The sequence below is a fragment of the Hydrophilobacter chitinilyticus genome, from assembly GCF_049860745.1.
In the GTDB taxonomy this organism is placed as follows: Bacteria; Pseudomonadota; Gammaproteobacteria; order Burkholderiales; family Burkholderiaceae_C; genus Rhodoferax_B.
The window spans coordinates 5,748,730-5,766,205 of the sequence record NZ_CP187561.1; the positions used below are offsets into that span (position 1 = coordinate 5,748,730).

Annotated in this window: 21 protein-coding genes; 3 read left to right on the forward strand and 18 right to left on the reverse strand. The window is 61.9% G+C overall.

Going from position 1 to position 17,476, the window contains the following annotated elements:
* Nucleotides 1-20: 20 nt before the first annotated feature.
* Both ACPWMG_RS25745 and ACPWMG_RS25750 read left to right on the forward strand, forming a co-directional pair.
* Nucleotides 21-932, forward strand: a complete 912-nt coding sequence (locus ACPWMG_RS25745; protein ID WP_483302313.1) for a ketopantoate reductase family protein — start codon at nt 21-23, stop codon at nt 930-932.
* 111 nt (nt 933-1,043) lie between these two features.
* A complete protein-coding gene (locus tag ACPWMG_RS25750) occupies nt 1,044-1,391 on the forward strand; it encodes a hypothetical protein (RefSeq protein ID WP_483305345.1) in 348 nt (115 codons plus the stop codon).
* An 18-nt stretch (nt 1,392-1,409) separates the two neighbouring features.
* Here the strand turns inward: ACPWMG_RS25750 and ACPWMG_RS25755 are convergent, their stop codons facing one another.
* The 5 genes from ACPWMG_RS25755 to ACPWMG_RS25775 form a co-directional block, all read right to left on the reverse strand.
* Nucleotides 1,410-1,562, reverse strand: a complete 153-nt coding sequence (locus ACPWMG_RS25755; protein ID WP_483302314.1) for a hypothetical protein — start codon at nt 1,560-1,562, stop codon at nt 1,410-1,412.
* A gap of 2 nt (nt 1,563-1,564) precedes the next feature.
* On the reverse strand, nt 1,565-2,602 hold the full coding sequence (locus ACPWMG_RS25760; protein ID WP_483302315.1) for a serine/threonine protein kinase: 1,038 nt from the start codon (nt 2,600-2,602) through the stop codon (nt 1,565-1,567).
* Between the two features lie 110 nt (nt 2,603-2,712).
* On the reverse strand, nt 2,713-3,141 hold the full coding sequence (locus ACPWMG_RS25765) for an organic hydroperoxide resistance protein (RefSeq protein WP_483302316.1): 429 nt from the start codon (nt 3,139-3,141) through the stop codon (nt 2,713-2,715).
* 71 nt (nt 3,142-3,212) lie between these two features.
* Nucleotides 3,213-3,683, reverse strand: a complete 471-nt coding sequence (locus tag ACPWMG_RS25770) for a MarR family winged helix-turn-helix transcriptional regulator (RefSeq protein WP_483302317.1) — start codon at nt 3,681-3,683, stop codon at nt 3,213-3,215.
* A gap of 381 nt (nt 3,684-4,064) precedes the next feature.
* A complete protein-coding gene (locus ACPWMG_RS25775) occupies nt 4,065-4,931 on the reverse strand; it encodes a 3-hydroxybutyryl-CoA dehydrogenase (RefSeq protein WP_483302318.1) in 867 nt (288 codons plus the stop codon).
* A 123-nt stretch (nt 4,932-5,054) separates the two neighbouring features.
* Between ACPWMG_RS25775 and ACPWMG_RS25780 the strand changes: the two genes are divergently transcribed.
* Nucleotides 5,055-6,641 (forward strand): GMC family oxidoreductase, encoded by a 1,587-nt coding sequence (locus ACPWMG_RS25780; RefSeq protein ID WP_483302319.1) that lies wholly within the window; start codon nt 5,055-5,057, stop codon nt 6,639-6,641.
* A gap of 42 nt (nt 6,642-6,683) precedes the next feature.
* Here the strand turns inward: ACPWMG_RS25780 and ACPWMG_RS25785 are convergent, their stop codons facing one another.
* The 13 genes from ACPWMG_RS25785 to ACPWMG_RS25845 form a co-directional block, all read right to left on the reverse strand.
* On the reverse strand, nt 6,684-7,397 hold the full coding sequence (locus ACPWMG_RS25785) for a hypothetical protein (RefSeq protein WP_483302320.1): 714 nt from the start codon (nt 7,395-7,397) through the stop codon (nt 6,684-6,686).
* Between the two features lie 40 nt (nt 7,398-7,437).
* Nucleotides 7,438-8,091 (reverse strand): class I SAM-dependent methyltransferase, encoded by a 654-nt coding sequence (locus ACPWMG_RS25790; RefSeq protein WP_483302321.1) that lies wholly within the window; start codon nt 8,089-8,091, stop codon nt 7,438-7,440.
* A 175-nt stretch (nt 8,092-8,266) separates the two neighbouring features.
* A complete protein-coding gene (locus tag ACPWMG_RS25795) occupies nt 8,267-9,154 on the reverse strand; it encodes an alpha/beta hydrolase (protein WP_483302322.1) in 888 nt (295 codons plus the stop codon).
* Entirely contained in the window at nt 9,147-9,860 is a 714-nt protein-coding gene (locus ACPWMG_RS25800) for an ABC transporter ATP-binding protein (RefSeq protein ID WP_422831233.1), read from the reverse strand. Before ACPWMG_RS25800 ends, ACPWMG_RS25795 begins: the two co-directional genes overlap by 8 nt.
* Before the next feature lie 4 nt (nt 9,861-9,864).
* On the reverse strand, nt 9,865-10,626 hold the full coding sequence (locus ACPWMG_RS25805; protein ID WP_483302323.1) for an ABC transporter ATP-binding protein: 762 nt from the start codon (nt 10,624-10,626) through the stop codon (nt 9,865-9,867).
* Nucleotides 10,623-11,639, reverse strand: coding sequence for a branched-chain amino acid ABC transporter permease (locus ACPWMG_RS25810; protein ID WP_483302324.1), 1,017 nt, complete (start codon nt 11,637-11,639; stop codon nt 10,623-10,625). Before ACPWMG_RS25810 ends, ACPWMG_RS25805 begins: the two co-directional genes overlap by 4 nt.
* Nucleotides 11,640-11,656: 17 nt before the next feature.
* The gene (locus ACPWMG_RS25815; RefSeq protein WP_483302325.1) at nt 11,657-12,577 is read right to left on the reverse strand and encodes a branched-chain amino acid ABC transporter permease; all 921 of its coding nucleotides are present in this window, start codon (nt 12,575-12,577) and stop codon (nt 11,657-11,659) included.
* Between the two features lie 135 nt (nt 12,578-12,712).
* Nucleotides 12,713-13,885, reverse strand: a complete 1,173-nt coding sequence (locus ACPWMG_RS25820) for an ABC transporter substrate-binding protein (RefSeq protein WP_483302326.1) — start codon at nt 13,883-13,885, stop codon at nt 12,713-12,715.
* A 140-nt stretch (nt 13,886-14,025) separates the two neighbouring features.
* Nucleotides 14,026-14,580, reverse strand: a complete 555-nt coding sequence (locus ACPWMG_RS25825) for a 3-hydroxyanthranilate 3,4-dioxygenase (protein WP_483305346.1) — start codon at nt 14,578-14,580, stop codon at nt 14,026-14,028.
* 48 nt (nt 14,581-14,628) lie between these two features.
* On the reverse strand, nt 14,629-15,174 hold the full coding sequence (locus tag ACPWMG_RS25830) for an SRPBCC family protein (protein ID WP_483302327.1): 546 nt from the start codon (nt 15,172-15,174) through the stop codon (nt 14,629-14,631).
* Between the two features lie 27 nt (nt 15,175-15,201).
* Nucleotides 15,202-16,020 carry an FAD binding domain-containing protein gene (locus tag ACPWMG_RS25835; protein ID WP_483302328.1) on the reverse strand — a complete coding sequence of 273 codons (819 nt, stop codon included), beginning with the start codon at nt 16,018-16,020 and terminating at the stop codon, nt 15,202-15,204.
* Nucleotides 16,017-16,511: a (2Fe-2S)-binding protein gene (locus tag ACPWMG_RS25840; RefSeq protein ID WP_483302329.1), complete on the reverse strand. Its 495-nt coding sequence runs from the start codon at nt 16,509-16,511 to the stop codon at nt 16,017-16,019. Before ACPWMG_RS25840 ends, ACPWMG_RS25835 begins: the two co-directional genes overlap by 4 nt.
* A 7-nt stretch (nt 16,512-16,518) precedes the next feature.
* Complete coding sequence (locus ACPWMG_RS25845; RefSeq protein ID WP_483302330.1) at nt 16,519-17,475, reverse strand: dihydrodipicolinate synthase family protein; 957 nt, start codon at nt 17,473-17,475, stop codon at nt 16,519-16,521.
* Nucleotide 17,476: the final 1 nt, after the last annotated feature.

Genomic DNA, 17,476 nt, shown 5'->3' on the forward strand with positions numbered 1-17,476 from the left:
TTCTATCTGGAGACAAACAAATGAACATTACCGTTGTGGGCGCAGGCGCCGTAGGTTGTTATTTCGGCGGCATGCTGGCGCGCGCCGGGCACAACGTCACCCTGGTGGCACGGCCCAACCATGTGGAAGCGATTCAGCACGACGGCCTGCGCATGCAGACCACCACGTTTGATGAACATGTGCGGCTGAACGCCACCAGCGACATCGCCGCCGTGCAAGAAGCGCAGGTGGTTTTGTTCTGCGTGAAGTCCACCGATACCGAAAGCACGGGCGCCTTGATGAAGCCGTATCTCAGCCCCAGTGCCACGGTATTGAGTTTGCAAAACGGCGTGGATAACGCCGACCGCCTGCAAGCCGTGCTGGGCCAGCCGGTGTTGGCGGCAGTGGTGTATGTGGCCACCGAGATGGCCGGGCCCGGCCACGTCAAACACCATGGCCGGGGCGACCTGGTGATTTCGCCATCGTCCACTAGCACCGCCATCGCCGCCGAATTGGCCGCCGCCGGTGTGCCCACCGAAGTGTCGGACAACGTGCGCGGCGCCTTGTGGGCCAAGCTGATTTTGAACTGCGCGTACAACGCCATGTCTGCCATTGCGCAAATTCCGTATGGCCAGTTGGTGCGCGGCGAAGGCGTGAACGCGGTGATGCAAGACGTGGTGAGTGAATGCCTGGCTGTAGCGCGCGCAGATGGGGTGCGGGTGCCGGGCAACGTGCCCGAAGCGGTGGCCAAGCTGGCCCAAAGCATGCCGGCGCAATACTCCAGCACCGCACAAGACTTGGCACGTGGCAAGGCCAGCGAGATCGACCATTTGAACGGCTATGTGTTGCACCGTGGCGTAGTCCTGGGTGTGGCCACGCCGGTGAACCGGGCGCTGCACACGCTGGTCAAGCTGATGGAAAACCGCACAGCTTCTCCTGCGGCTGCGGCCTGACATACCTTTGGAAACAGCGGCCTTTAGCCTCGGCGCTTAGCATCTGCTGATGGACAAAAGCTCTGCACTTACCAACGCTCGATCTTCAAGCCGCCCCTTCGTTGGGCTGGCATCGCCCTCGCCTGCACGCTGGCGGGCTGCGCCGGTGGCGTGGGCGGCGGGGTTGGCATTGGCATTCCCATCTTCCCTGGGGTGTCGATTGGCGTGGGGGTGGGCTCGGGCGGCGTGAACGTTGGCTTGGGGGCAGGCGCTGGCCCGGTTGGGGTTGGCGTGGGTGTGAACCAAAACGGCCAAGTGACGGGCGGTGCCGGGGTGGGTGTGAGCACCGGTGTGGGCGGTGGCGGCGCGCGCGTGGGCGCCGGGGTGGGCACAGGTGCCGTGCTTTACGATCCGAAAAACAAAACCGCCAACCAGCCCCAACCGCAGCCTGCACCGCCGCCAGAACTGCTGCGCAATTAACGCCAGCTCGTTAGCGCCTCAGCAGAACATCAGCGCCAGCCAGGCCGGGTCTTCCATCACGTTCAGCAGCACGAACGCGCCCGCGCGGTAGGCCCAGAACTCAATCTGCGGCCGATCTGCCAGCCATTCAATCGGCCAGGTTTGCAGCCGCTGGTATACGCCAAAAACCATGGTCAAACGTAGAGCGGCTCTTCGCCCATGGCTTCGATCTGTTCGGTCAACATGTTGACCTGCCCCACCCAGTAGTCGCTGGTGCCAAACCACGGGAAGTTGATGGGGAACGTGGGGTCGGCCCAGCGCCGCGCCAGCCAGGCGCTGTAGTGGATGAGGCGCAGGGTGCGCAGGGGCTCGATCAAGGCCAGCTCGCGTCGGTCGAAGCTGCGGAACTGTTCGTAGCCGTCCAGCAGCCCGCTGAGTTGCACGGTGCGCTGGCCACGGTCGCCGCTGAGCAGCATCCACAGGTCTTGCACGGCGGGGCCGGTGCGGGCGTCGTCCAAATCGACGAAGTGCGGGCCGCCGTCGGGGCGATCAGTGGGCGTCCACAAGATGTTGCCGGGGTGGCAGTCGCCGTGCAGGCGCAGCACTTTGATTGCAGAGTCCTTTGAGGCTCCAACGCCCGATGGAAGCGCGCTGGCAGCTATCAATTCAAGAGCTTCATTGCACTTCTCTTGCCAGGCGCCCTGTACGTCCAGCGGGATCATGTCGTGGCCCAACAGCCAGTCACGCGAGGCTGCGCCGAAGGTTGCCAAGTCGAGCGCGGGGCGATGGGTGAACGGGGCTTTGGCGCCCACGGTGTGGATGCGCGCCAGGAAGCGGCCAATCCATTCGAGCGCCTCAAAGTCGTCTAGCTCGGGCAGGCGGCCACCTCGGCGCGGGCTCACGCTGAACATGAAATCGCCAAAGCGGTGCAGGGTTTTGCCTTCCAGTGTGAGCGGGCCCACGGCGGGCACTTCCGCGGCCATCAACTCGGCCGCAAACGCGTGTTCTTCGAGGATCTGCGCCTCGCTCCAGCGGTTGGGGCGGTAGAACTTGACGACCACGGCGGGCACGTCAGACGGTTCTTCCAGATGCACCTGGTAGACGCGGTTCTCGTACGAGCTGAGCGCCATGAGACGGCCATCGCCATACAGGCCAAGCGTGGCCAAGGCGTCGAGCACCACATCGGGGGTGAGGGTCTCGTAAGGATGGTTCGAAGCAGGTGCGGCAGTCATGCGTCGATTGTGACTGCTATATGCAAAGCAAAACGCCCACCGGCCTTATCAAGCAGGTGGGCGTTTTCAGGTGATCGCCATCAGGCGAACCTGACAGGCATGTTCTGGAATTAAGCCAGCGTCAGCGTCACTTCAATGTTCCCGCGCGTGGCGTTGGAGTATGGGCACACGCCGTGGGCGGTGTCGATCAGGTCTTGGGCCACGGCGCGATCCATACCGGGCAGGCTGATCACCAGCTTGGCGGCGATGCCGAAGCCTGCGGGGATGGGGCCGATGTCAACGCTGGCGTCGATAGCGGCGTCCGCAGGCACGGTGACCTTCTTCAGGCCGGCGACGTGTTTCATGGCGCCCATGAAGCAAGCCGAGTAGCCAGCGGCGAACAGTTGTTCAGGGTTGGTGCCAGCACCGGAGCCGCCCATTTCCTTGGGGGGCGACAGCTTCACGCTGAGTTTGCCGTCATCGCTGGCGGACTGGCCGTCACGGCCGCCGGTGGTGTGGGCGTGGGCGGTGTAGATCACTTTGTCGAGTTTGGTAGCCATGGTTTTTTCCTTCAGGTTGGTGAGCACAGGGGGGAACGAACTAAAAAATTTTCTTCAGACAGCTTTTCAACTTACGCGGGATCGGCCGAAGTGAGGTTTTGGCGCAAAGTCTGCACCTGCTTCACCAAGGCTTGCAACTCGGGCAACGAACACTGGCTTGCGGCCAACATACAAGCCGGCAAACTGGCCGCACGTGCCTTGAGTTTCTGGCCGGTCGGCGTCAACGTGATGACGACCCGGCGCTCGTCTTCTGCCGCACGGGTGCGGGCCAGAAAACCGGCTGCTTCCATGCGTTTCAGCAGCGGTGTGAGCGTGCCGGAGTCGAGCGCCAAACGCCCTCCAAGGTCTGACACGGTTTGACCATCCTGCTCCCACAGCACCAGCATCACAAGGTATTGCGGGTAAGTAAGGCCTAACTCGGCCAGCAGCGGCTTGTAGAGCTTGGTCATCGTCAACGAGGCCGAATACAGCGCAAAACACAGCTGGTTGTCGAGCCGGAGGGCTTCGTCAGCAGAGGGGAGGAGCGCAGTGTTGTTTGCCATGGGATGAATTGTAGTTCGCAATTAAATTGTGTGCAACTTAATTTACCGAAAAAACCCCACCGGTGGTGGGGCTGCACCCAGGAGGGCGTAGAACCTGTTCACGATCTCCCTAGGGCCGCGCAGGCACCTTTTCGGGATGCACTGCTAGGCGCAAAACCCAAGCCAAGGCTTCTGCCTTGGCTGGTTTTGTAACGCCGCAGGGCGCCCGATAAGGTACCTGCCCTCCGGGTTGGGGTGAAATCGGGCGATTTGCCTGCCATAGCCCTTGCATGGGCAGTGAGCCCATGCTGCGGTCTCTGACAACCAACTCATCCCGATTGCACCCCAACGCGGCCCTAGGGAGATCGTGAACAGGTTCTAAAACGGCCTCAGGCAAAAGGCTCAGTACTTGTAAACACCCTGCCCGGTTTTGCGGCCCAAACGGCCGGCGGCCACCATTTCCTTGAGCAGCGGGCACGCGCGGTATTTGCTATCACCAAACTCTTGCAGGTACACCTCCATCACGGCCAGGCAGACGTCCAGGCCAATCATGTCGGCCAGGGCCAGCGGGCCAATCGGTTGATTGCAGCCGAGCTTCATGCCGGCGTCGATGTCTTCGGCGCTGGCCACACCTTCGGCCAGCACGAAGAAGGCCTCGTTGATCATCGGCACCAAGATGCGGTTGACCACAAAACCGGGCGCGTTCTTCACGGTGATAGGCGTCTTGCCCAGGCGCGTGGACAGGGCGTGCACCGCGTCGTGCGTGGCGTCACTGGTTTGCAGACCACGGATGATTTCCACCAGCGCCATCATCGGCACGGGGTTGAAGAAGTGCATGCCGATGAAGCGGTCGGCGCGACCGGTGACGGCGGCCAGCTTGGTGATGGAGATGGAAGAGGTGTTCGACGCGATCAACACCTCGGGCGCCATCAGGCCATCGAGTTGCTTCAAGATCTTGACCTTCAGGTCGAAGTTCTCGGTGGCGGCTTCCACCACCAATTGCGCGGCCTTCAGGTCGTCGTAATTGGTGGAGCCGGTGATGTTGGCCAGCGCAGCGGCCTTGTCTGCCTCGGTGAGTTTTTCTTTCTTGATGAGCCGGTCCAGGCTGCCCGCCACCGTGGCCAAACCTTTTTGCACGGCGGCGTCGTTGATGTCGACCATCACCACCTTCACGCCGACCACCGCACACGCCTGGGCGATGCCGTTGCCCATGGTGCCGGCGCCCACAATGCCGACGGTGGTGATCGCTGGGGAGTTCGAGGTTTGCATGAAGGTTTCTCCTGGAGAGTTTGAAAAAGAGGGTGAGATGCTTGGGGAGGAAGCGGCAGAATGTTCAGGTATCGTGTGAACGACTCAGCACCATCATAAAACCAGCCAGACACGCCCCTGTAAATGTTCGACTACATCATCATCGGCGCCGGCTCCGCAGGCTGTGTATTGGCCAGCCGCCTGAGCGAAGACCCCAACGTGCAAGTAGCCCTGCTCGAAGCCGGTGGTGCCGATAACAGCCCGCTGGTGCAGTGCCCTGCGGGCCTGGCGTTGCTGGCGCGGCGCAAGAACACGCAGTGGAACTTTTCTACCGTGCCCCAAGCCGGTTTGAACGGCCGCAGCGGCTACCAGCCACGCGGCAAGATGCTGGGCGGCAGCAGCGCCATCAACGCCATGGTCTACACCCGTGGCCACCCCAGCGACTACGACCACTGGGCGGCCGAGGGCAACCCTGGCTGGGCCTGGGCCGATGTGCGGCCCTACTTCTTGCGCGCCGAACACAACGCGCGTGGCGCCGATGCCTGGCATGGCGACACCGGCCCACTGCGTGTGATGGACCTGGCCCAGCCCAACCCCCACAGCCACCACTTTGTGCAAGCCGCCGTGCAGGCCGGCCACAGCGCCAATGCCGACTTCAACGGTGCGCAACAAGAAGGCGTAGGGCTGTACCAAGTCACACAACACCTGGGCGAACGCTTCAGCGCCTCCAAGGCCTACCTCGCACCCCACCGTGCGCGGCCGAATCTGCACATCTTCACCGGCGCGCATGCCACACGTATCGTGCTGCAAGGCAAACGCGCCGTGGGCGTGGAATACGCCGAGGGCGATTTCATCAAACAGATCCGCGCGCAACGCGAGGTGCTGGTGTGCGCGGGTGCGCTGCAGTCGCCGCAGTTGTTGATGCTCTCGGGCATTGGGCCGCACAAACACCTGGTGGCCAACGGCATCGCCACGCTGCACAACCTGCCCGGCGTGGGGCAAAACTTGCACGACCACCCAGACGTGGTGCAGGTAGTGCACACACCGGGCGTAAAAGACTTGCTGGGCATTTCACCTGCGGGCCTCGCACGCGCGGCCAAGGGCGCGATGGAATGGCGGCGCCAACGCACCGGCATCCTCACCAGCAACCTGGCCGAGGCGGGTGGCTTTATCAAGAGCCAGCCGGACGAAGCCGTTCCCGACTTGCAACTGCACTTCGTCATCGCCCAACTGGTCGACCACGGCCGCAAAACCGTACTGGGCCATGGCTACTCGATCCACGTGTGTGTGCTGCGCCCCAACAGCCGGGGCAGCGTGCGCTTGGCGAGCAAAGACCCGTTAGAAGCACCGCTCATCAACCCCGATTTTCTGGGCGACCGCGACGATATGGATCGCCTGATACGCGGCTACCGCCTGGTGCGCGAGATCTCCGCCCAACCCGCGCTCGCCGCGTTAGGCGGCTTTGAAACCGCACGCTCGGCCCGCGCCACCAGCGACCTGGCGCTGGAGCACTTTATCCGCGACCACGCCGACACCATCTATCACCCCGTAGGCTCCTGCCGCATGGGCCCAGGGCCGATGGACGTGGTGGACAGCAGCTTGCGCGTGCACGGTGTGGCGGGGCTACGCGTGGTCGACGCGTCCATCATGCCGCGCATCGTGGGTGGCAACACCAACGCGCCGGTGATCATGGTGGCGGAGAAGGCGGCGGATTTGATTCGGGCGGAGTGAGGTCGCGGTTGTCCAGCAACGGAAACCTCGAAATAACACTTATCAGGAATCGCGATCGTGCTCTTCCAATAACTCAAAAAGTTCTTCCCAAAAAGCCACTAGAGCTTGCTTGATCTCCGAAATATCGGTGATACCAACATAGACCCCCTCTCCAAGCAAGGGTTTGTCGAGATGCAGAGCTGGCCAAAAATTTAGTTCGGCAGGTACGTTCGGATCGTTGAAGTATTCAGGCCGTTTTTTGCGAAGCTCTTCTGCAGAAGCACCATCGCCGTGTTTGATTGTGTTGGCAAGTAGCTCCACTTCCTTCAGGCGTGGCCAAGATGGGAGCTCCTTCACATTGACCCCTAACGACTCCAGTCGAGCAATGGCTTTGGAGGGAGAGAGTTTTTTGAGATCTACTTTCTGACGCGGATCACATAGTTCTCGTTTGTAGAACACCATGAGGTATTGCTCATGCATGTGAAAAAGTGATGCAGCAAATAGATTCACGACTCCCTGACTCAAGCCCTGCATCAACGAATAGTGTTGCAAGCCTGCATTAAAAGCGGCATCCACTATTTCAGATGGGTCTTCGTCGCCATTTGACGGCCTGGCTTGGCACTCCGTCAATGTTTTTTCCTGAATTTCGGTGGCTTCAGCTTCGATGTTGGTGAACTGCGGGAGTATTCTTTTTTCCAGAATCTCTGTCACCTTCTCCAATTCGACAGGCAACGTGGCTCTGAAATGACCACGCCAAAAATTTACATTGAAGTGCATATGCTTTAGGTCGCAGTTAAGTGATCGCCTAAGACCGGCTTCAAGCAAGCATCCCACTAGCAAGATAGGCCCCATCCCCCAACCGAGACTCCACCCGCAGCCCAGGCACGTGCCGCGCCAACAGCCGCCAAGGCTGATCCAGCCCGGCCAGTGAACTCACCGAATGCAGCGCCGCTGGCAGCACCATGAAGTTGGTCGGCCAAAACCAGGGCCCGGCCCATTTCAGGCCGCAGGCCACCACCCGTGCGCCGGGCTTGAGGTGGGCCATCACGTTGGCCAGGGCCTCGGGTTGTTGCAGGATGTCGTGGGTGAAGTGGAACAGTGCGGCATCGGCCATCACGTCGATGGGCGCTTCGGCCACGGGGGCCAGGGTGAGCGTGACGTTGGCCCAGCCTTGGCACTCTTGGCGCTGGCGGGCGATGGCCAGCATGTCGGCGCTTTGCTCGATGCCCACCACCTGGCCGCCAGGCCCCACCCCTTGGCGCAGCGGCGCCAGGCTCAGGCCGGTGCCGCAACCCACGTCGAGCACGGTGTCGCCGGGCTGCAACGCCAGCAGCTCAATCGCTTCCAGCCGAATCGGTTCCCACGGCGCCATTTCCAGGTCGTAGACACAGGCGCGGCGGCGGTACTGCTCTAACGCTGCCGCGTTGGCAGAGGGTGGATGGACTTGCGGCGGCACGGGGGCAGGCTTCATGCGACTTCTCCAAAAAGGACTCAGCGACAGGATGGCCCCATGTTACGGACGATTGGGCTTAAGCCCAAGCGACACCGAATGAGATCGCAATGCGTGAGGTTTTGGAGAAGCAGCAGTGCCGTCGCGCCCTGGCGAACTTCAACCTGTGCGGCCCTAAATGCCGCGAATGGAATGGCTAAGCCGCAGGTTCAAAAAGCGGCCACGTCGCCTGGCTCAAGGCACTCTCGGGGTTCATCCAGTCGTTGATCACGTCGAAGTGGTTGCGGCCCGGCACATCGAGTGTGCTGACCGTGCAACCGTGCGCCTGGCATGCCGCAGCGTAGTCGGTGGACTGGCGTTTGAACTCGGCCGTGTCGATGTCTGCCACCGCAATGCACAGGCGAGTACCCGCAGGCGGCAGGCGGTGCTGCGGGCTCAACCGTGCTGCCTCTTCGGGGCTGAGGTTCAGCCAGGTATTGGGCGTGGTGCGTTGCACTGGCGCCAAATCAAACAGGCCGCTGACCAACACGCCGCCCTGCGCCACTTGCGCGGGCAGGCCCAAGGCTTCTTGCCAGCCGGGCGCCAACAACATGCCGCCCAAGTGGCCGCCAGCCGAGCTGCCGGCCACCACGATGCGGCTTACGTCGATGCCATGGGCACCGGCGTTTTTGTAGAGCCAGGCCATGCCGCTACGGCATTGGTCGACCATGGTGGACAAACGCACTTCGGGCGCCAAGCCGTAGTTGATGGAGGCCACCGCGATGCCGCGTTTTGTGAAGCACTCGGCCATGAACACCGAGTCTTCATTGGTCATGGAACGCCAGTAGCCGCCGTGCACAAACACAAACAGCGGCGCATCGCTGCGGCCGGGCACGGGGAACAAATCAATGCGTTCGGCAGCACTTGGGCCATAGGCGATGTCGCGCACACACGGCAGCGCGTACATGGGGGCGGACAAGCTGCGGTAGTCGCGGATGAAGACTTCGGCATCGGGCACCGTGCCGCGTGCGCTGTATTGGCGCGCAAGCTCAGTGGCATCCATGTCTTGCCAGGGCAAATGCGATTGAACGTGGTTTTCAGACACCGAGCGTCTCCTTCATCATCTCTTTGGCGTCGAGCAAACTGGGCGAGCTTCCGCTCCACACGGTGCGGCCTTTTTCCAGTACGTAATGGGTGTCGGCCAGGCGCAGCAGCGGGCCAATGTTTTTGTCGATGATCAACACCGACAGTTGTGTGCTCTTCAGCGTTTGCAGGCAGTCCCAGATTTCGCCGCGCACCAGGGGCGCCAGGCCTTCGGTGGCTTCGTCGAGGATCAGCAAACGCGGGTTGGTCATGAGCGCACGGCCGATGGCCAGCATTTGCTGCTCGCCGCCCGACAGGTTGCAGCCCAGGTTGCCCGCGCGTTCCTGCAAACGGGGAAACAGCTTGTAGACGCGCTCCAACGTCCACGGCTCGCGGGCGCCCAGGCGGTTGTGCGCGGTGGCGACCAGGTTCTCGTACACCGTGAGGTTAGGGAACACCTGCCGCTGCTCGGGCACCAGACCAATGCCCAAACGCGCGATCTGGTACGACGGCCAGCGCGACACGTCTTGCCCCGCGAAGTGCACACGCCCGCCGCGCGGGCGCATGATGCCGGTGGCAGCGCGCACGGTGGTTGTCTTGCCCATGCCGTTGCGGCCCAGCAGCGTGACGAACTCACCTTCGGCCACCGACACGGCGGCGCCAAACAGCGCCTGCGCGTCGCCATAACAAACTTCGAGGTCTTGGATTTGCAGCAGTGCGGGTTTCATATCGTTAAATGGGCAAGGCCTCGTCGCCCAGGTAGGCGGTGCGCACGTCTTCGTTGGCGCGAATTTCTTCGGGGGTGCCGCTGGCGATGATGCGGCCGTAGACCAGCACCGAAATGCGGTCGGCCAGCGCAAATACGGCGTCCATGTCGTGCTCGACCAACAGCATCGCGTACTGACCTTTCAGGCTTTGCAGCAGCTCGACCACCTTGCCGGATTCCTGGTGGCTCATGCCGGCCATGGGTTCGTCGAGCAGCAAGAGTTTGGGTTGGGCCACCAGCACCATGGCCAGCTCCAGTTGGCGGCGCTCGCCGTGGGCCAGGTCGGCCACCGGCACACGCGCGCGGTGCGCTAAACCGGCTTGGGCAACCGCGCGCTCTGCCGGTGCGACCAGTTCAGCCTGGCGCAACACCGGTTTCCAAAAACCAAAGCTGTGGCCGCAATGTGCCTGCATGGCCAGCACCACGTTTTCCAGCACGGTGAACTCGGGGAACACCGAGGTGATTTGGTACGAGCGCGCCAAGCCGCGCAAGGCACGCCGCGCGGGTGGCAAGGCGGTCACGTCTTCGCCGTTGAAGAACACGGTGCCGCTGTCAGGCCGCACCTCGCCGCCCAACTGGCCGATGAGCGTGGTCTTGCCCGCGCCGTTGGGGCCAATGATGGCGTGCAACTCGCCGGGCGCCAGGCTCAACTGCACGTGGTCGGTGGCCAGCAGGCCGCCGTAGCGTTTCACCAATTGGTTGATTTGCAGCATCGGTGTGGTGCTCATGCGCTGCGCTCCTGCAAAGACACGACGGGTTTAGCAACAGGTTGAGCAGTCGCTTCATTCGACCGCTCTTCAGCCTGTCCACGCCGCTTCTCCCAATCGAGCACCGAGCCATACAGCCCGCGTTTCAAGCCCAGCACCACCAACACAATCAGCGGGCCCATGATCATCATCCAATGCTCGGTCATGCCCTTGAGCAACTCTTCGCTCACCAGAAAAGCCAGCGCGCCCACCAGCGGGCCGAGCACCGTGCCCATGCCGCCCAGCACCACCATCACGATCAGCTCGCCCGACACCGTCCACGCCATGTAAGCCGGCGAGGCAAACCCCGTGAGGTTGGCGTACAGCAACCCGGCCACACCAGCCAACATGCTCGCCAGCACATAGGCCGTGAGTTTGTAGCGCAGCGTGAGGAAACCCAGCGCATGCATGCGCCGCTCATTCACGCGGCAGCCGCGCAGCACGATGCCAAAGCGTGCGTCGATCAAGCGGCGCATGGCCACCAGCGACAACAGCACCAACACCAGCGCCGTGCCATACAACGCCAGCGGTGAACCCAGGCTGAAGCCGCTGAAGTTGCTGCGCCCTGTGATGGACAAACCGTCGTCACCACCGTATTGCTTCAAGCTCACAAACAGGTAATAAAACATCTGCGCAAACGCCAGCGTGATCATGATGAAGGCGATGCCACTGGTGCGCAGGCAGACCACGCCAGTCAACAGGCCGATCAGTGCGCTCAACACCAGCGTGACGGCCAATTGCGTCCAGCCATCGCCCACGCCGTGCTGCACCAGAATGCCCACCACATAGGCCCCCAGGCCCATATAGAGCGCGTGGCCAAAGCTCACCATGCCGCCAAAACCCAGCACCAGGTTGAGGCTGATGGCGGCCAGCGCGAAGATCAGCACGCGGCTCATGAAGGTCAACACAAACGGCTCTTGGGCCACTTGCGCGTACACCGGCACGGCCAAGAAGAAGAGGATGACGAGCGCGGTGATGCCCGTAGATACGCTCATTGAAACTTTGCTGCGCGTCATTTGTTCTTCACCGGGAAAAGACCATTGGGTTTGGTGGCCAGCACCACCGCCATGAAGATGCAGATCAGCATCGACGCCAGCGCTGGGCCAGCGGCTTGCGCTGTGCTGCGATCCAAAAATTCTCGCAAGATCATGGGCAAGAAGGCGCGGCCAGCGGTGTCGATTACACCAACAATCAGCGCCGAATAAAACGCGCCACGCACCGAGCCAATGCCGCCGATGACGATGACGATCATCGCCATGATCAAAATAGGTTCGCCCATGCCGGGTTGCACCGACAGAATCGGCCCGCTCATCAAACCCGCCACACCGGCGAGCGCGGCACCCAGCGCAAAAATGCAGGCATTCAGCAGCTTGATGTTCACCCCCAGCGCGGCCACGATGGTGGGGTTGGTAGAGCCCGCACGGATCAACATACCCACGCGGGTTTTGTTGATCAGCAGGTAGCAGCCCAGCGCCACCAGCAAGCCCACCACGATGATGGCGAAGCGGTAAGCGGGGTACGAAATGCCCAGCAGGTTGATGGCACCAGACAAGGCTGACGGCACGTTCATGTAATACGGCGAAGCGCCCCAGATAGTGCGCGCCAGCTCGTTGAAAAACAAAATCAACCCAAAGGTGGCGAGCACCTGGTCGAGGTGGTCACGGGCGTAGAGGCGCGAGGCCACGATGCGTTCCATCGCAAAGCCCAGCGCGGCGCTGCCGGCTACGCCCACCAAGGCGGCGATCAAAAAAGAGTCGGTGCGCACATAGGCCGCCGCCGCAAAGTAGGCGCCCATCATGTACAGGCTGCCATGCGCCAGGTTGACGAAGTTCATGATGCCGAACACCAGCGTCAAGCCGGCAGACAGCATGAACAACAACACGCCCAGCTGCAAGCCGTTGAGCATTTGGACAACGAAAAGAGAGAGGCTCATGGGCTTTGGGGAAGAGACGAAATCAGACGCGAGGCACAGCGGGTGTGCCTGGGTCTTTCTCAGAAGCTGCGCGGTCAAACAACATACTGCGAGCCCTGAGAAAGATAAACTAAAGAAACGACAACGGTTGGTCGTTTACTTCAAAGCGCACTCTTTGTAGTACGCGTCGGCATGATCCTTCAGCACCACACCCTTGTTCACCAAAGCCGCCTGGCCCGATGCGTCCTTGGCCACGTCCACACGGTAGTAGTCGCGGATCGGGAACTGGTTGGTGTTGAAGCGGAACGGGCCGGCCACCGACTTGAAGTCGGCTGCTTTCAGCGCGGTGCGGAAGGCTTCCTTGTTGTCGGTCTTGCCACCGGTCTTGGTCAGCGCCGAGTTCAACAGCAGCGCTGCGTCGTAGCTTTGTGCAGCATAAAGCGAAGGCACGCGGTTGTACTTCTTCTTGAAGTCTTCCACGAACTTCTTGTTTTGTGGATTGTCGATGTCGGCGCTGTAAGGCGAGCCGGTGACCACGCCCAGGGCGATGTCCTTCAGCGCGGGCAGCGTGGTGCCGTCCACGGTGGAAGTGGACAACACCGGCAGCTTGCCGAGCAGTCCGGCTTGTTGGTATTGCTTGACGAAGTTCACGCCCATGCCACCGGGGTAGAACACGTAAATTGCGTCGGGCTTGGCGGCTTGCAGTTGGGCGATTTCAGCCGAGTAGTCGGGCTGGTTCACCTGGGTGTAGACCTCGTCCAGCACCTGGCCCTTGTACAGGCGCTTGAAGCCGGAGATGGCGTCTTTGCCGGCCTGGTAGTTGGGAGCCAGCAGGTAGACCTTTTTGTAGCCCGCGTCGTTGGCGTATTGGCCCATTGATTCGTGCAGCGAATCGTTGTTCCACGAGGTCGAGAAATACATCGGGCTGCAGCCCTTGCCGGTGAGTGGCGTGGGGCCGGCGTTGGAGCCGATAAGCATCACACCCGCGTCGGTGATGGGCTTGTGGATGGCCATCATCACGTTGGAGAAGGTCACGCCGGTGATGACGTTGACCTTGTCTTTTTCAATCAGCTTTTGTGCCGCTTGCACACCCACGTCCGGCTTGAGCTGGTCGTCTTCCTTGATCACTTGCACCGTGGCGCCGCCGAACTTGCCACCCAGGTGTTCCACACCCAGCATGAACGCGTCGTACTGGTCTTGGCCGAGTGCGCCGGCAGGGCCGGAAAGCGTGCCGATAAAACCGATTTTCACGGCCTGCTGCGCCTGCACCGCCAGGCTGCTAGCCGCCAGACCCAAAACCACCACCATGCTGTTCAACTTAAGTTTCATACGGCTTTCCTAGGTTAATCAATGCAAATCAAAGGCAACGCTTAGAACGTCTTGGAACGTGCTTGCGACAGTCGGCACAAATGTTTATTTCTAATTAGTTTAGACATAAACCAATTAGTGTCAATACGGTGAACTCTCCCTCACCCCTGCGCCAACGCCCGCTTTCCGTGCCACGCCTGCCAGTCACGGCCAGGGTGCACCTCCCCACAATGGGGACATGTACGCAAATTTGGTGCCGACTCGTAAAAGCCGGAGAACACTTTTGGCAGGTCGGAGACGATGCTTTGCAGCTGCACTTCACTCCGGTGGATCAGCGTTGTGCAGGCTGCGCAGTACCACTCAAACGCATCGACCACACCCTCTGGCCGGGTACGCTCGATCACGGTGCATAAGCTGTCCGGATCGGGGCGTTGCGGCGAATGGCGCACGTGCGCTGGCAGCAAAAAAATATCGCCTTCATGCAAATCAATGCGTTCAAATTTGCCACGGTCGAGTATCAGCAGATGTGCGCTGCCTTGGAACTGGTGGAAATACTCCTCGTACGGGTCGTCGTGAAAGTCCGAGCGGTGGTTGGGCCCACCGACCACGGTGACGATGAAGTCGGTGTCGCGCCAGACCTGCTGGTTGCCCACCGGGGGCTTGAGCAGGTGGCGGTGTTCTTCAATCCATTTGGGGAAATTAATCGGCTTCAACATCGGCTTGGCTTCCTTCAACAACACAGCACCACCAGAATCGGTGGCAACCTATTTCTTCCACGACCAGATGGACTTCTTCGCTTCGGGGTCGGCGCCATCAGCACCGTCGGCATCGGGCGCCGCCTCAACAGCCGGGCCGTTGAGCTGCGCCGCAAAGCGCTGGAAGAAGTCATCGCTCATCTTGCGCACGGCGGCGTCGATCAGGCGCGAGCCCATTTGCGCAAGCTTGCCACCCACCTGGGATTCGGCCTGCCAGTCGAGCTGCGTGGCGGCACCGTTGTCTTGCGGCAGCAAAACCACTTTGGCCTCGCCCTTGCCGAAACCGGCCACGCCGCCCTGCCCCGAAAACTGCAAGGTGCAGCTGGTGGGCGCCACCACGTCGATCAAATTCAGCGTGCTGGTGAAACGTGCCGACACCGGGCCGATGGACACTTTCACCGTGCAGTTGTAGTTGAGCGCCTCGGGGTCTTCACTTTCAGCGCGGTCGAACTTTTCACAGCCGGCAATACATTGGCGCAGGATCACGGGATCAAGCAGCGCGGCCCACACCTTTTCAGGGGGGTGCGCGAGTTGTTGTGTGCCTTGGTAATTCATAACGTGGGTGTCCTTGTCTCTATTTCTCTATGCCGCCGATGGCAGAAGATGCTGCACTGCAGAACGGGTCAACACCAACGCCAGGTGGGCGCGGTATTCGGCCGATGCGTGCACATCACCGGTGGCCTGCGCTTCATCGAAATGCAGGCCGCTCAGGGCTTCAGGCGACCACTGCCGGGACAAGGCCAGCTCGGCTTCGCGCCACCGCGTCACGCCATTGCCGAGCCCCGTCACAGCCACCCGCACACCCTGCGCCAACTGTGCCACAGCCACCCCGGTCAAGGCAAAGCGCGAGGCGGGTTGTTCGAACTTGCGGTAGTGCGCGGTGGGCGCGCGGGGAAAGCGCACCCCCAGCACCACTTCATCGGGCTCCAGGGCGGTGGTGAACAGGCCCTGGAAGAAGTCATCGGCAGCGATTTCGCGCCGGTCGGTGCACACCATGCCGTTCAGCGCCAGCACACCAGCGGGCCAGCAGGCGGCGGGGTCGGCATTGGCGATGGAGCCGCCCAGCGTGCCACGGTTGCGCACCTGCTGGTCGCCAATGCCACCCGCCAGCCCGGCGAGCATGGGCGCCCAGGCTTGCACCAGCGGGGAGGCAGCCACCTGCGCGTGCGTGCACATGGCGCCGATCCACAAGGCCTCGTCGTCCCCTTCCCCTTGCAAGTGCAGACTGCGCAGCTCGGACAAACCTTGCAGGTCGATCAACTTGGAGGGCGCCGCAAACCGCAGCTTCATCGCCGCCAGCAGGCTTTGGCCACCGGCCATCAGCTTCGCCTCGGGGTCGTCTTGCAGCAACTGCAGCACCTCGGCCAGCGCGGTGGGGCGCAAGTACTCAAAAGTGTTCATGCCACCGCCACCTTGATGCTGCGCATCTGCTGCAAGCCATCACACACGGCGTTGACAATGCCCCGGTAACCCGTGCAGCGGCACAGGTTGCCCGACAAAGCACAGCGCACGGCGGCGGGCTCGGCCGGCACACCTTCGCCTTCCATGGCTACAGCGCGCATCACCATGCCCGGTGTGCAATAGCCGCACTGCAGGCCGTGGTGTTTGCCAAAGGCTTGCTGCATGGGGTGCAGGCCACCATCCCCAGGGGCCAGGCCCTCAATGGTGGTGACCGCCGCACCATTCACCTGCGCCACCAGCAGATTGCACGACTTGGCCGCCGCGCCGTCCACCAGCACGGTGCACGCGCCACACTGCGCGGTGTCGCAGCCCTGGTGCGTGCCGGTCAGTGCCAGGTCTTCGCGCAGAAAGTCGACCAGCAAAGTCTCTGGCCGCACGGTGCGCGCCACAGCGGCGCCGTTGATCTGCAGGGTGACGGAGAGTGCGGACATCGTGTGCTCAGGCCAGCTTCAAACCACTGCGCGCAAACGCTTCGCGCGTCGCGGCTTTCTCGGCTTCGGTCAAATTCAGCAGGGGGCGGCGCACCGGGCCACCCACTTGGCCCAGCAGCTCCATCCAATACTTGGTGTAGGCCTGTGGCGTGCCGCTGGGGCGCGCGGAACGGAAGGCGGCGCGCGCCGGTTCCAGGCTGTCGCGCAGGGCGCGTGCCTCTGCGTGTTGGCCGACAAACGCCAGGCGCGTGTATGCGTTGATGCGCTGATCCACCGCCGTTTGCAGCAGAAACGGTGGCGTGGAGCACAGGTACAGGCGCCAGTTCAGGTCGATGATGTTGTCGAGCCACTCTTCTTCAGAAGCGGTGCTCACCAAGATCTTGTCGCCCGCCAGTTCCGTCAAGCGGGTGTAGCGCGCGCGGTCTACGCTGTACTTGATGGCCACGATGTTGGGCAACTCGGCAATACGCGCGCACAGTTCGGGGCTCATCACGTAGCCGCAGTCTGGGTGGTTCCACAGGGCAATGCCGATGTCCAGTTGCTCGCTCAGGTAGCGGTAGTACTCGTACACGGTGGACTCGGCATCGTGGTGGAAGTGGAGTACGGGGCTATGCACCACGATGTAGTCGGCACCGATGTTTTGCGAGTGGCGCGCCAGGTCGAGCACTACGTCCAGGTTGGTGTCGGAGCACGAGGTGACGATGCCGCAATGGCCCTCGGCCTCTGCGACCGACCATTCAAACACGCGCTTGCGCTCGGGCACCGACATGGAGAAAAACTCGCCTTGTTTGCCACACACAAACAAGCCGCCCAGCTTCAGCGTCTGCGCCCAGTGGCGCATGTTTTGCCGGTAGCCCGCTTCGTTCAGCGAAAGGTCTTCGTTGAACGCCGTGGCGGTGGCGGCCCATACGCCTCGGAAGTGTTCACGGGCATAGGCTTTGGCGTCGGCTTTGGTGTATTTCATG

Bases quoted from the DNA above. Each gene is read 5' to 3' on its own strand.
- ACPWMG_RS25760 (WP_483302315.1), bottom strand. From the start codon at position 2,602: ATGACTGCCGCACCTGCTTCGAACCATCCTTACGAGACCCTCACCCCC.
- ACPWMG_RS25770 (WP_483302317.1), bottom strand. From the start codon at position 3,683: ATGGCAAACAACACTGCGCTCCTCCCCTCTGCTGACGAAGCCCTCCGG.
- ACPWMG_RS25815 (WP_483302325.1), bottom strand. From the start codon at position 12,577: ATGAGCCTCTCTCTTTTCGTTGTCCAAATGCTCAACGGCTTGCAGCTG.
- ACPWMG_RS25780 (WP_483302319.1), top strand. From the start codon at position 5,055: ATGTTCGACTACATCATCATCGGCGCCGGCTCCGCAGGCTGTGTATTG.
- ACPWMG_RS25810 (WP_483302324.1), bottom strand. From the start codon at position 11,639: ATGAGCGTATCTACGGGCATCACCGCGCTCGTCATCCTCTTCTTCTTG.
- ACPWMG_RS25745 (WP_483302313.1), top strand. From the start codon at position 21: ATGAACATTACCGTTGTGGGCGCAGGCGCCGTAGGTTGTTATTTCGGC.
- ACPWMG_RS25835 (WP_483302328.1), bottom strand. From the start codon at position 16,020: ATGAACACTTTTGAGTACTTGCGCCCCACCGCGCTGGCCGAGGTGCTG.
- ACPWMG_RS25775 (WP_483302318.1), bottom strand. From the start codon at position 4,931: ATGCAAACCTCGAACTCCCCAGCGATCACCACCGTCGGCATTGTGGGC.
- ACPWMG_RS25840 (WP_483302329.1), bottom strand. From the start codon at position 16,511: ATGTCCGCACTCTCCGTCACCCTGCAGATCAACGGCGCCGCTGTGGCG.
- ACPWMG_RS25785 (WP_483302320.1), bottom strand. From the start codon at position 7,397: ATGCACTTCAATGTAAATTTTTGGCGTGGTCATTTCAGAGCCACGTTG.
- ACPWMG_RS25830 (WP_483302327.1), bottom strand. From the start codon at position 15,174: ATGAATTACCAAGGCACACAACAACTCGCGCACCCCCCTGAAAAGGTG.
- ACPWMG_RS25845 (WP_483302330.1), bottom strand. From the start codon at position 17,475: ATGAAATACACCAAAGCCGACGCCAAAGCCTATGCCCGTGAACACTTC.
- ACPWMG_RS25825 (WP_483305346.1), bottom strand. From the start codon at position 14,580: ATGTTGAAGCCGATTAATTTCCCCAAATGGATTGAAGAACACCGCCAC.
- ACPWMG_RS25800 (WP_422831233.1), bottom strand. From the start codon at position 9,860: ATGAAACCCGCACTGCTGCAAATCCAAGACCTCGAAGTTTGTTATGGC.
- ACPWMG_RS25765 (WP_483302316.1), bottom strand. From the start codon at position 3,141: ATGGCTACCAAACTCGACAAAGTGATCTACACCGCCCACGCCCACACC.
- ACPWMG_RS25805 (WP_483302323.1), bottom strand. From the start codon at position 10,626: ATGAGCACCACACCGATGCTGCAAATCAACCAATTGGTGAAACGCTAC.
- ACPWMG_RS25755 (WP_483302314.1), bottom strand. From the start codon at position 1,562: ATGGTTTTTGGCGTATACCAGCGGCTGCAAACCTGGCCGATTGAATGG.
- ACPWMG_RS25820 (WP_483302326.1), bottom strand. From the start codon at position 13,885: ATGAAACTTAAGTTGAACAGCATGGTGGTGGTTTTGGGTCTGGCGGCT.
- ACPWMG_RS25790 (WP_483302321.1), bottom strand. From the start codon at position 8,091: ATGAAGCCTGCCCCCGTGCCGCCGCAAGTCCATCCACCCTCTGCCAAC.